Below are 11,120 nucleotides of genomic sequence, written 5' to 3'. Positions count from 1 at the left end.
GAAGCCAAACACCAAGAAGCGCTTCAAGCAAAACAAAAAGCTGCCGCTGAAGCCAAAGAAAAGGCCGCAGCAGAAGCCAAGCAAAAAGCTGCTGAGGCCAGACATCAAGAAGCGCTTCATCAAGCAAAACAAAAAGCTGCCGCTGAAGCCAAAGAAAAGGCCGCAGCAGAGGCTAAGCAAAAAGCTACAGAAGCCAAAGAAAAAGCCGCAGCAGAAGCCAAGCAAAAAGCTGCTGAAGATGCTGCAAACAAAAAGGCAGAATCTCGTAAAATTGCATCTTCTGCCAAACATGATTTTCAACAAAAAATATATCGTGTATGGGATGTCCCTAGTGGTTCAAAAGGAAAAACTGCAAGTGTAAGAGTGACACTCAGTGATAGTGGTAACGTCACCTCTGTACTCGTAAATTCAAGTGATCCAGATGTAAAAGCGAGTGTAGAAGCTGCTATTCGTCAAGCTGCCCCTTACCCAATGCCAAGTGACCCCGATGCAAGACGCGATGCGAGATCATTTAGTGCAACGTTTACAGCAAAACAATAGTTTATTGGTGTAACATCATTTAAATTCTTAAAGATAAAATGATGTTACTCTTAGATCATTTATTCAAAACCTCATTATATGTGCACAATAATTATGGAAATGAATCGTAAATCAGTATTGGCTTTAGTCATTTTAGCAGCATCTTGTAGCCCTGCTTTTATACAAACAGCATCCGCACAATTACATTTAGAAATTGCAAAAGCGCCAGAGTCTGCACCTAAAATTGCAATTGTGCCCTTTTCTACAGATCAAACAATTTATCCAATTGTTGAAAATGATTTAAACCACTCAGGACGCTTCACGAGTGCATCTCAAAACCTACCTGCAACGGCAGAGCTTGGGCAAATCAACGCAGATAACTGGAAAAATGCCAATATTCCTTATGTTGTTGTTGGTAAAGTTACTGCTATCGATGCAAATACCAACCAAATACACTACCAACTTTATGATGTAAATAATCAGAAATATTTACTCAATGAAGTACTTACTGCACCTGCTTCTCGTACTCGTCAGGCAGGTCATGCTATTAGTGATGCAATTTATCAAGCTTTGACTGGTGTACCTGGAAGCTTTAGTGGCAGAATTGCATATGTTCTAAGAAATTCTGCTACGCCTGCGCAACGTTACACCTTACAAATTGCCGATACAGATGGCGAAAGGCCATTTACTGTTCTGTCTTCTCACTACCCAATTCTTTCTCCAACATGGACACCAGATGGTAAAAAGATTGCTTACGTTTCATTTGAAACAAAGCGTCCTCGTATCTATCTACAAGATTTATCTACAGGTCAGCGCCAAGTCTTGACCCACTACCAAGGACTTAATGGAGCACCAAGCTTCTCTCCAGATGGTACATCAATGTTATTTACAGGTTCAATGGATGGTAATCCTGAAATCTATCAAATGAACCTTGCAACACATGCGATTGAACGTTTAACACGTGATACAGCCATTGATACAGAAGCACGATATGCACCAGATGGTAAATCATTTATCTTTACTTCTGATCGTGGTGGTTCTCCACAGATTTACCGCTATACATTTGCAGATGGTTCAACAAAGCGTATTACATTTAGAGGTGCATTTAATGCACGTAGTACCCTAAGTGCGGATGGAAAACGTCTAGCTATGGTAAGTCGACCAACAGGTAGTGATTACAAAATAGCAGTTCAAGATCTAACCAGTGGTGTTGTAAACATTCTTACACCAACGACTCTTGATGAGTCGCCAAGCTTTTCTCCAAATGGACAAATGGTTGTTTATGCGACTCAAGAAGGAAGCCGTGGATTACTATCTATCGTTTCATTGAATGGGCAATTTCGTATGAATTTGCCAAGCGAACAAGGAGAAGTACGCGAGCCTGCTTGGGCACCTAAATAACATGATGACGACCAATCTAAAGACATGGAAAATAATATGAAAGCTCAATATCTAATTATCCCCGTAATTGCTTCTGCACTACTATTTACAGGTTGTGCAAGTCGTAAACCAGCTACAGAATCAACAACAACACAAAATCCCTCTACAGCTGCACCTATTCCTGTAAATACCAACGGTTTAAGTGATGATGCAGCATTAGATGCAAAGAATCTCACAGGTGCTTCATCTAAGGGTGTTACTGCAGAAAATAAAGCTTTTCTTGCAAATCGTGTTGTACATTTCGACTTTGATAGTAGCTCAATCTCTCAACAGGATTATCAAACCCTCCAAGCTCATGCGCAATTCTTACAAGCAAATCCAACATCACATGTTGCACTTACAGGACATACCGATGAGCGTGGTACACGTGAGTACAATATGGCATTAGGTGAGCGTCGTGCAAAAGCTGTACAAAGTTACTTAGTTTCAATTGGTGTGGCTCCAAATCAACTTGAAGCTGTAAGCTATGGCAAAGAAATGCCTATTAACCCTGCACATACCCCTGAAGCATGGTCTGAGAACCGTAGAGTAGAAATTAACTACGAAGCTGTTCCACCACTATTACGTTAATAATAAAAAAGCGCTCACATTTGAGCGCTTTTTAGTCTAATTCAGTGGCTTTATCTATTAGTTTCATCTCTTTGCAAGATTGAACTGATTCAATGAGATCATGTTTATTAAAATTTTTATACTCGGGTTTTACAGCATAACCTTCCCAAGCAAGCTTTATACTTTCTTCTGAAATTTCATGTAAGTCTATAGCTTCAGACGGTGTTGGCATTTCATCAAATTTTTTTGTTGTCATGACTGTTTCCTCGCTAGGAAATGACTATTCTCTGTTAACATAGCACGTTATTTAAAGCTTGTAAGTATAAAAAATTGGTAATATGACGAAGAAAAATTTTCTTTTTCCTCAATCTCATCTAAAATAGCCAAGTTTTTATTTAGCCAAGAAAAAATTGCACAATTTTTGGAGCATTCGCATTATGTCAAACACAACCCTCTCCCACTATTTAAAACAAAAAACGGGAACTTTAACACCAGAATTGGCAAGTGTCATAGATTCAATCGCGCAGTGTTGCAAAGTGATCGACTACAACTTACAACAAGGTGCGATTGCCGGTATTCTTGGAAGTGCAGAACATGAAAATGTGCAAGGCGAAACACAGAAAAAGTTAGATATCTTTTCTAATCAGCAGTTCATTGATGCTTTACAAAAGCACCCAAATGTGGGTGCTTTTGCATCTGAAGAGCTTGAAGAATTCACACCTGCCCAAGAAAATGGTGAATATTTAGTATTATTTGATCCTTTAGATGGATCAAGCAATATCGATATCAACATGTGTGTTGGTACAATTTTTTCTGTACTTCCTGCTAAAAAAAGCATTCCAGACTTAGAAGATTTCATGCAACCTGGAACTGAACAAGTTGCTGCAGGCTATGTCATGTATGGTCCATCAACAATGCTTGCACTCACCTTTGGTGATGGTGTCATTCTCTTTACATACGATATCGATTTAAAAGAATTCGTTATTACACAAGAAAATGTCACTATTCCTGCACAAACACAAGAGTTTGCAATTAATGCATCTAACCAGCGCCACTGGGAAGTTGCCGTTCAACGATATGTAAATGAACTTTTAGAAGGAAAAACAGGTATCCGTGGTAAAGATTTTAACATGCGTTGGATTGCCTGCATGGTAGGTGATATTCATCGTATTTTAAGTCGTGGAGGTATTTTTATGTATCCTTATGATCTGAAAAATCCTGAAAAACCTGGACGCCTTCGCCTTATGTACGAAGCAAACCCAATGAGTATGCTGATTGAACAAGCAGGTGGTATCGCATCGACAGGTCGCATGAGAATTATGGAAGTAGTTCCTACAGGTCTTCACCAACGTGTACCGGTTATTTTAGGTGCAAAAGATGAAGTACAACTTGTAGAAAGCTATCACTGATCTTTCTAATTTAAAACTTAGATGTAAAATAGGTCATATTTTACATCTAAGTTGCAGCTTGCTATGTCCATCATTTACCTTGAATCTAAAGATAATGCCAAAATTAAGCATCTTCGAGCTTTAATTGAATTAAATAACTATCGTAAAAAACACGGACAGACTATTTTAGAGGGAACACATTTATGCCTTGCGTGGTTACAAAGTCATAAAATCGCTTCTTTATTCACAACTGAGTCTGCTCTAGAACATATCGACTTAAAAAAAATACAACAACTCTACTCAGGTCATATCTTCATTCTAAGTGAAGTACTCTATCGTGACCTTAGCACCTTAGGTACTACCCTACCTTGTATTGCTGTTATCGATACTCCAAAACTAGATCAAAGTATTAATTTTAATATCGATACCCTTATTTTAGATGATGTACAAGATCCAGGAAATGTGGGCACACTCCTAAGATCGGCTGCAGCTGCAAATATTAAGCAAATCATTTGTACAAAAGGTGTAGCCTCTATCTGGTCACCTCGAGTATTACGTGCAGGTATGGGTGCACACTTTGCTTTACATTGTTTTGAAAATATTGATCTTCAAGATGTGATCTCAAATTTTAAAATTCCTGTTTATGTCACAAGCTCTCATGAACCTCAAAGCCTCTATGCACAAGATTTGACAACACCCTGTGCATGGATTTTAGGTAATGAAGGACAAGGAGCATCGAACTATGCACTCAAGCATGCTCAAGCCGTAACAATCCCACAACCTGGAGGTCAAGAGTCACTCAATGTTGCGATTGCAGGTTCGATTTGTTTTTTTGAAATGGTTCGACAACGTCAATAAATTCGTGCATTTATTGTATAAAATATACTTACCATATTTGGAATTCATTTAAAATAGAAAAAATATTTCTATAGCATGTCAACCTATCCTATCTATTTAACGTTATATAGTTAAGTGTTTAATATTAAAAATAGGATGGGTATAAATGACGGGATACTCCATCTCTATGGACCGAACACCAAATGAGACTAAAAAATGTGAATTACAGCAAGGTGCATCTGTTGAACAACGTTTAAGGTTTTTTATGCAAGATGTCACAGGTCGTGCACTTGTCATGATGGAAACTGCGACGCAAAATCAACAAGGAATCGCAATGGATTTAGTACAAGAAGCATTTATTGCTTTGCATCGTGCTTATCCAGATCGAACTCTTGATGAATGGTACCCACTGTTTTATACAATTTTGAATCATAAACTACAAGACTGGCGCAGGAAAGAGAAACGCCAAAGCAGCCTATTTTCTTTCTTTAAGAAATCTAGCTCGGAAGATGAAATAGATGAAGAAATAAATATTCCCGATGAGCATCAAATTGAGCCTTCTACAGAATTGGTTCAAATTGCAACAATTGAAGAGATTAAAGAGGCTATCCAACACTTGCCAATAAGACAACAACAAGCGTTTATGCTGCGTGCGTGGGAAGGATTTAATACTCAAACCACCGCTCAAATTATGCAATGCTCAGAAGGTAGCGTCAAAACACACTACCATCGTGCAATACAAGGCTTGCGCCAAACACTATCCCATTTACATCCAGTACATGGAGGATCATCACATGAATAATAATGATGATTTTGCAAAAAATGTGAGTAAAAAATTAGACCAACTGGCTCACTCACATCAGAACAAACACCGTGTCATGCAACATGTTTTTACACAGATAGAGCGACCAACAAAACGTATCACGCCTATATGGAAAATGACTGGATTCGCATTGGCTGCGGTGGTAACAGGTTTCTTAGTATTCCCAAATGTTACAACGTTGTCTACAAAGGGACAAAACACTCAAACAATGATGAATACGAACACGACTAAACTTTCACCTCAAATGGTGGAAGACTTAGAAATGGTCATGGTTTTTGGCGAGGACACTCACTCACATGGAAGCTAAAAAAGTTGTACTGATGTGCAGTACATTTTTATTTTTACAAACCAGTTCTGCTAGTTTTGATCACTTTTGGCCGTTTTCACAGAAAAGTCATACACCAACACCTACAGACGATAACTGGAATGAGCTTACGGTACAGCAACAAGAAACACTCTTACAGCGCTATCAAAGTATAAAAGATATTTCAGAGAGTCAACGTACTGCGTTACAGCAAAAAATGGATTGGTTTACACAACTTCCTGAAGAGGAACAACAAAAAATGCGGGAAGCTTGGCAGCAAATGAATAGCCAAGAGAGAAAACAAATGCGTATGCTTATGCAACAAGCAAAAACAAAAGAAGAAAGAGATACTATTCGAGAGGAATATATTCGCAAATATAGACCTTCCACAGAGCAAAATGATATAGATGCAGCGTCTATGCCCACAGAGAGTAATTAATTTGACTTATACTCATCAATAAAGGCATAGATTTGACGAAGTGTTGCATTCGATAACTTTGTCTTTTCACCTTTTAATAAGTTTTCTAACCTTTCTAAAATTTGCAAAAGTAATGCTGTTTTATGTGGACCATAATCGAGCAAATATTCGACAATCTGATGATCTAGAAGAATCCCACGGCGATTTAAAACTGACTGAATTAATGCAGCACGATCTTCGTATAAATTTCCATCGGGCAATCTTACACTTACAGCTTGCATTAAACGTGACTGTAAATCTGGAAGTTCTAATTTAAGTTCTATAGGCAAGTTTCTAGAAGAAAAAATGAGTTGCCCACCCTCTTGATTATTGTAATTAATTAAATGAAATACAGCCTTCTGCCAATGCTTTACCCCACTAATTGTTTCAATATCATCTAAAGCAACAAGATCGTATCTTTCCAAGGAAGTAATGGCTTCTATAGGCGCATCGAGCAATTCAAGTAATGACACATGTATTGCAGATTTTCCCAATTCTAAATAAGAGTCACAGATTGCAGACAATAAATGACTTTTCCCAATACCTGCATCTCCGTAAATATAAAATTGTTGTATTAACCCTGTGTGTAATTGACGCACTGCGTCAATTACACCACTCCAACTAGGACCAGAAAAGTCACTAATTTTTGCATCTAATTGAGGTTCAATATTTAACTGTAATTGACGCATTTAGATATGACCTACTCATTCTCTGAAGACTTTTTATTTTTTTCAGCATTTGGACGAACTTTAATTTCAACATCCTCAGATTGTATATGTATAGCATGATCTGAAGACATATCCATAAAGTCATGTTTTTGTCCATAGAGTGATGAATCCTCATAAAAGTCACGCACATGTTTTAATAAAACAACTAAAATTGCAGCGACAGGTAACGCGATCAACATACCTAAAATGCCACCAAGCTGTGCTCCAGCAAGAACAGCAAATACAACAGCAACAGGTGATAAACCTATTTTATCGCCCAAAAGGAATGGCTGTAGGATATACCCTTCGATCGCTTGACCAATCATAAATACAATACCCACAAAAATAAGCTGCATCCAATCCACCCCAAATTGGAAAAAAGTTGCAGCAACTGCTGAGATAATACCCACAGCAAAACCCAAATACGGAATGATGCTTGCTAAACCTGCAATCATTCCTATCATTAATCCAACTTCTAAACCAATGAGTTGAAGGCCAACGGCATAAACCAATCCGAGTAAAAACATCACTAGAAATTGTCCTTTAACAAATGCCCCTAGTACACTATGGCATTCTTTAACAATTTGTAAGGTTACACGCTCATAAGGCCGTGGAATTAAGCGATGCATTTGTTCTAGCATTCTGTTCCAATCTAGCAAAAAGTAAAATGAAATAATTGGAATAAGAACGACAGTACCCCCCAACTGAATAAAATTCAAACCAGATTGTGCCAATCTCAGTACTAAACTCTGAATGCTATTTACACTATAATTCGTTTGCACATACTGCATAATTGTATCGGTAATTTGGTTTGTATCAATAGACATTGGTTCTAAACGAAATGTTTTCGTTGTCCATGGTAAAACCGTATGATTAATCCAATGAATAACATTTGGAATGCCATCTCGTGCATAAATAACCTGTTTCCAAAGTACAGGAATAATATACCAAGTTGCAAAAAATACGCCTACACCTATACCAATAAATACAATACTTGTGGCCAACCACCGTGGTAATCCCATTTTAGCCAGTCTTCCAACAAGACCACTAAATAAATATGCAATTACAAAAGCGGCAATAAACGGAATAACCACTGGTTTGAGTATAAAAATTAACCAACCAAATAGCGCTAATCCAGCCAATATAAAAATTCGACTCAACGTACGATCAACCATTGCGACTCGCCTATTAGAATTTTGAAATATTTATAAGGATAATGCACTTAAAGATAACATTTTGTTGGATAAATAACATAACAGTTTCGTATATAGGTTATAATTGTGCGGGCAAAGCGGAGACTTCATACATGAGCAACTCAACTTCTAACCAAAATACCAGTTTAAGTTATAAAGATGCAGGCGTAGACATTGAGGCAGGTGATGCCCTTGTTGGTCGCATTAAATCAGTCGCAAAGCGTACAACTCGCCCAGAAGTAATGGGTGGGCTTGGTGGCTTTGGCGCACTATGCAAAATTCCAAAAGGCTATGAATCGCCTGTACTTGTATCTGGTACAGATGGCGTAGGTACAAAACTACGCCTCGCACTTAACCTTAAAAAGCATGACACTATCGGACAAGACCTCGTTGCAATGTGTGTAAATGATTTACTTGTTTGTGGTGCAGAACCGCTTTTCTTTTTAGACTATTATGCAACAGGACACTTAAATGTAGATGTCGCTGCTGATGTTGTGACAGGCATTGGTAAAGGTTGCGAACTTGCAGGTTGTGCCCTTGTTGGTGGTGAAACTGCAGAAATGCCAGGTATGTATGAAGGTGAAGATTACGATCTTGCTGGATTCTCAGTAGGCGTTGTTGAAGAAAGTAAAATCATTGATGGTTCTAAAGTTAAGTCAGGTGATGTCCTTATTGGAATCGCTTCATCTGGTGCACACTCAAATGGTTATTCACTTTTACGTAAAATTTTAGATGTTAAAAATGTCGATTTAAATCAGACTGTAGATGGTCGTCCATTATCAGATGTTGTTATGGAACCTACTCGCATTTACGTAAAACCAATTTTAGAGCTTTATAAGCAAGTTGACCTCCATGCAATGGCACACATTACAGGCGGTGGCTTACCAGGAAATTTACCTCGTGTACTTCCTAATGGGGCTCAAGCTGTCATCAATGAATCATCATGGGAATGGCCAGAACTGTTCAAATTACTTCAACGTGAAGGAAATGTTGAACAATTTGAAATGTACCGTACCTTTAACTGTGGCGTAGGCATGGTTATTGCGCTTGCTAAAGAAAATGCAGCGAAAGCAATTGAAATTTTAAATGCACACGGTGAAAAAGCATGGGAAATTGGCTACATTCAAGAGAATGAAGCTTCAGTTGAAGGTGCTGATGAAAAAATTCGTGTGATTTTCGAATGAAAAAAATTGCAGTATTAGTTTCCGGCAATGGCAGTAACTTGCAAGCCCTTATTGATGCAAACCTATCAGGTCAAATTGTTGGCGTACTTTCAAATAAAGCAAATGCATATGCTTTAGAACGTGCTGCCCAAGCCAATATTGCAACCCACGTTATTGAACACCGTAACTATTCAAGTCGCGAAGCCTTTGATGATGCAATGCATACACAGCTTTGTAACTGGAATGTAGATCTTGTCATTTTAGCCGGCTTTATGCGTATTCTAAGTGCCGATTTTGTCGAAAAGTGGGAAGGAAAAATGTTAAATATTCATCCTTCTCTACTACCCGCTTACAAAGGCATGCATACACATGAGCGTGTGCTTAGAACAGGAGACCATCTTCATGGTTGTACTGTTCATTTTGTAACGTCAGAGTTAGATGCAGGTCAAGCGATTGCACAAGGTGTAACGCATGTAATGCACAATGATACAGCAGACATATTGGCAAATCGGGTTCATAAACTTGAGCATATGATCTATCCGATCGTTACCGAATGGATCTGTACAGGAAAGTTAGTCTACAAAGATGCTCACCACATCGAGCTAGATGCAAAAAAACTAACAAAACCTGTTCAAATGTGTTCAATTTAATAAAGCTTTTATAAAAAAGCGCATCGAAAATGATGCGCTTTTTTTATGTTTTTACTGCAAGTTAATTTCTTGTTTTGTTTCAAGCTCTTTTGTTAAAGATGATGCAAAACCTTGTCCAACTTGTGCACCCATTTTACCTAAAAGAGATTCCAATGGATTATGCTCTACCGTGTAATTTACTGTTTTAGAAACCTTTAAAGTACGTTTTAACGTTTCAATATTTCCAGATTTATCAGCAATGCCAATTTTTATTGCTTGACTACCCGACCAGAATAAACCAGAAAAAACACTAGGATCTGCATTTTTTAGACGATCGCCTCGTCCCTCTTTAACAGCATCAATAAAATGTTGATGTACATCGTCTAAAACACCCTGCACGTGCGCTTTTTGGGCTGGATTCACAGGTTTAGTCATGCTCAAAATATCTTTATTTGTACCAGCAGTTAGTGTTCTATCCTCTACACCTAGCTTTTGCGCTAAACCTGTTACGCCATAATTTGGCATAATCACCCCAATTGAGCCGACAAGACTTGAAGGATTTACCCAAATTTCATTTGCAGCCGAAGCAATATGATAAGCAGCCGAAGCCCCTGTATCACCAATCACTGCATAGACTTTTTTATCTGGATGTTCTTTCTCTAAATAACGAATTTCTTGCCAAATATTATTTGATTCAACTGGCGATCCTCCTGGGGAGTTAATATTCAGAACAACGGCCTTACTTGTAGTTGCTTTAAAAGCTGCCTTTAATGCTTTAATGGTGTCTGCACTATTAACATCTTTACTGCTTGAACCAATCGTTCCTTGAATATCAACAACTGCTAAATGATCACCTACAGCTTTTTCACTTTCTCCATCTTTAGAGATAGAGCAACCTTTGACCAAAAAGAAAAGAACAATAAAAAGATAAATAAATGTTAAGCTTTTGAAGAAGATTCCCCACTTTCTTGTCTTTTTTTGCTCCTCAACAGAGGACAAGACAACTTTTTCAAGTAAATCCCATTCATTACTTTTATTTTCTTGCTGATGATGAGATTGGTCTGTTGGTTTTGGTGGCCAATCGGACATTTATAAACACCCCGAATCGTTA

Annotated in this window: 14 protein-coding genes; 10 read left to right on the top strand and 4 right to left on the bottom strand. The window is 38.0% G+C overall.

All coding sequences use genetic code 11. The features are described from left to right. From tolA to pal, 3 genes are all read left to right on the top strand, one after another. The coding region (gene tolA, locus I2F23_RS10140; RefSeq protein ID WP_195772487.1) for a cell envelope integrity protein TolA at positions 1 to 540 on the top strand (540 nt) is incomplete at its 5' end. A gap of 93 nt (positions 541 to 633) precedes the next feature. Then, positions 634 to 1,920: a Tol-Pal system beta propeller repeat protein TolB gene (gene tolB / locus I2F23_RS10135; RefSeq protein WP_195772486.1), complete on the top strand. Its 1,287-nt coding sequence runs from the start codon at positions 634 to 636 to the stop codon at positions 1,918 to 1,920. A gap of 36 nt (positions 1,921 to 1,956) precedes the next feature. After that, positions 1,957 to 2,529 (top strand): peptidoglycan-associated lipoprotein Pal, encoded by a 573-nt coding sequence (gene pal, locus I2F23_RS10130; protein ID WP_195772485.1) that lies wholly within the window; start codon positions 1,957 to 1,959, stop codon positions 2,527 to 2,529. A gap of 31 nt (positions 2,530 to 2,560) precedes the next feature. On the opposite strand, the gene I2F23_RS10125 is transcribed toward pal, so the two are convergent. Beyond that, complete coding sequence (locus I2F23_RS10125; RefSeq protein WP_195772484.1) at positions 2,561 to 2,764, bottom strand: NF038105 family protein; 204 nt, start codon at positions 2,762 to 2,764, stop codon at positions 2,561 to 2,563. Between the two features lie 181 nt (positions 2,765 to 2,945). On the opposite strand from I2F23_RS10125, the gene I2F23_RS10120 reads away from it, so the two are divergent. The 5 genes from I2F23_RS10120 (at position 2,946) to I2F23_RS10100 (ending at position 6,299) form a co-directional block, all read left to right on the top strand. Further along, positions 2,946 to 3,917, top strand: a complete 972-nt coding sequence (locus I2F23_RS10120) for a class 1 fructose-bisphosphatase (protein WP_195772483.1) — start codon at positions 2,946 to 2,948, stop codon at positions 3,915 to 3,917. 63 nt (positions 3,918 to 3,980) lie between these two features. Continuing rightward, positions 3,981 to 4,754, top strand: a complete 774-nt coding sequence (locus tag I2F23_RS10115) for a TrmH family RNA methyltransferase (RefSeq protein WP_195772482.1) — start codon at positions 3,981 to 3,983, stop codon at positions 4,752 to 4,754. A 145-nt stretch (positions 4,755 to 4,899) separates the two neighbouring features. Further along, a complete protein-coding gene (locus tag I2F23_RS10110; RefSeq protein WP_195772481.1) occupies positions 4,900 to 5,535 on the top strand; it encodes an RNA polymerase sigma factor in 636 nt (211 codons plus the stop codon). Next, positions 5,528 to 5,863 carry a hypothetical protein gene (locus tag I2F23_RS10105; RefSeq protein ID WP_195772480.1) on the top strand — a complete coding sequence of 112 codons (336 nt, stop codon included), beginning with the start codon at positions 5,528 to 5,530 and terminating at the stop codon, positions 5,861 to 5,863. The genes I2F23_RS10110 and I2F23_RS10105 overlap by 8 nt, the downstream gene beginning before the upstream one ends. Next, positions 5,853 to 6,299 carry a DUF3106 domain-containing protein gene (locus tag I2F23_RS10100; protein WP_195772479.1) on the top strand — a complete coding sequence of 149 codons (447 nt, stop codon included), beginning with the start codon at positions 5,853 to 5,855 and terminating at the stop codon, positions 6,297 to 6,299. Before I2F23_RS10105 ends, I2F23_RS10100 begins: the two co-directional genes overlap by 11 nt. Here I2F23_RS10100 and hda read toward each other — a convergent pair. Together hda and I2F23_RS10090 are read right to left on the bottom strand one after the other, a co-directional pair. After that, positions 6,296 to 7,006 carry a DnaA regulatory inactivator Hda gene (gene hda / locus I2F23_RS10095; protein ID WP_195772478.1) on the bottom strand — a complete coding sequence of 237 codons (711 nt, stop codon included), beginning with the start codon at positions 7,004 to 7,006 and terminating at the stop codon, positions 6,296 to 6,298. The genes I2F23_RS10100 and hda overlap by 4 nt on opposite strands. Positions 7,007 to 7,017: 11 nt before the next feature. Next, positions 7,018 to 8,199 (bottom strand): AI-2E family transporter, encoded by a 1,182-nt coding sequence (locus tag I2F23_RS10090; protein ID WP_195772477.1) that lies wholly within the window; start codon positions 8,197 to 8,199, stop codon positions 7,018 to 7,020. A 131-nt stretch (positions 8,200 to 8,330) separates the two neighbouring features. Here I2F23_RS10090 and purM point away from each other — a divergent pair, with 131 nt between their 5' ends. Together purM and purN are read left to right on the top strand one after the other, a co-directional pair. Beyond that, positions 8,331 to 9,401, top strand: a complete 1,071-nt coding sequence (purM, locus tag I2F23_RS10085) for a phosphoribosylformylglycinamidine cyclo-ligase (RefSeq protein ID WP_195772476.1) — start codon at positions 8,331 to 8,333, stop codon at positions 9,399 to 9,401. Beyond that, positions 9,398 to 10,030 (top strand): phosphoribosylglycinamide formyltransferase, encoded by a 633-nt coding sequence (gene purN / locus I2F23_RS10080; protein ID WP_195772475.1) that lies wholly within the window; start codon positions 9,398 to 9,400, stop codon positions 10,028 to 10,030. The genes purM and purN overlap by 4 nt, the downstream gene beginning before the upstream one ends. A 51-nt stretch (positions 10,031 to 10,081) precedes the next feature. Here purN and I2F23_RS10075 read toward each other — a convergent pair whose 3' ends face one another. Then, positions 10,082 to 11,098, bottom strand: a complete 1,017-nt coding sequence (locus I2F23_RS10075; RefSeq protein ID WP_195772474.1) for a S49 family peptidase — start codon at positions 11,096 to 11,098, stop codon at positions 10,082 to 10,084. Between the last annotated feature and the right edge of the window lie 22 nt (positions 11,099 to 11,120).

The organism is Acinetobacter pollinis (assembly GCF_015627175.1).
GTDB lineage: Bacteria > Pseudomonadota > Gammaproteobacteria > Pseudomonadales > Moraxellaceae > Acinetobacter > Acinetobacter pollinis.
This window is presented reverse-complemented; position numbering and strand designations above follow the sequence as displayed.

What these genes read in the sequence shown, in the direction of transcription:
- purN (WP_195772475.1), top strand. Translation starts at nt 9,398, where the DNA reads ATGAAAAAAATTGCAGTATTAGTTTCCGGCAATGGCAGTAACTTGCAA.
- I2F23_RS10100 (WP_195772479.1), top strand. Translation starts at nt 5,853, where the DNA reads ATGGAAGCTAAAAAAGTTGTACTGATGTGCAGTACATTTTTATTTTTA.
- pal (WP_195772485.1), top strand. Translation starts at nt 1,957, where the DNA reads ATGAAAGCTCAATATCTAATTATCCCCGTAATTGCTTCTGCACTACTA.
- I2F23_RS10125 (WP_195772484.1), bottom strand. Translation starts at nt 2,764, where the DNA reads ATGACAACAAAAAAATTTGATGAAATGCCAACACCGTCTGAAGCTATA.
- I2F23_RS10120 (WP_195772483.1), top strand. Translation starts at nt 2,946, where the DNA reads ATGTCAAACACAACCCTCTCCCACTATTTAAAACAAAAAACGGGAACT.
- I2F23_RS10115 (WP_195772482.1), top strand. Translation starts at nt 3,981, where the DNA reads ATGTCCATCATTTACCTTGAATCTAAAGATAATGCCAAAATTAAGCAT.
- I2F23_RS10075 (WP_195772474.1), bottom strand. Translation starts at nt 11,098, where the DNA reads ATGTCCGATTGGCCACCAAAACCAACAGACCAATCTCATCATCAGCAA.
- tolB (WP_195772486.1), top strand. Translation starts at nt 634, where the DNA reads ATGGAAATGAATCGTAAATCAGTATTGGCTTTAGTCATTTTAGCAGCA.
- purM (WP_195772476.1), top strand. Translation starts at nt 8,331, where the DNA reads ATGAGCAACTCAACTTCTAACCAAAATACCAGTTTAAGTTATAAAGAT.
- I2F23_RS10105 (WP_195772480.1), top strand. Translation starts at nt 5,528, where the DNA reads ATGAATAATAATGATGATTTTGCAAAAAATGTGAGTAAAAAATTAGAC.
- I2F23_RS10090 (WP_195772477.1), bottom strand. Translation starts at nt 8,199, where the DNA reads ATGGTTGATCGTACGTTGAGTCGAATTTTTATATTGGCTGGATTAGCG.
- I2F23_RS10110 (WP_195772481.1), top strand. Translation starts at nt 4,900, where the DNA reads ATGACGGGATACTCCATCTCTATGGACCGAACACCAAATGAGACTAAA.
- hda (WP_195772478.1), bottom strand. Translation starts at nt 7,006, where the DNA reads ATGCGTCAATTACAGTTAAATATTGAACCTCAATTAGATGCAAAAATT.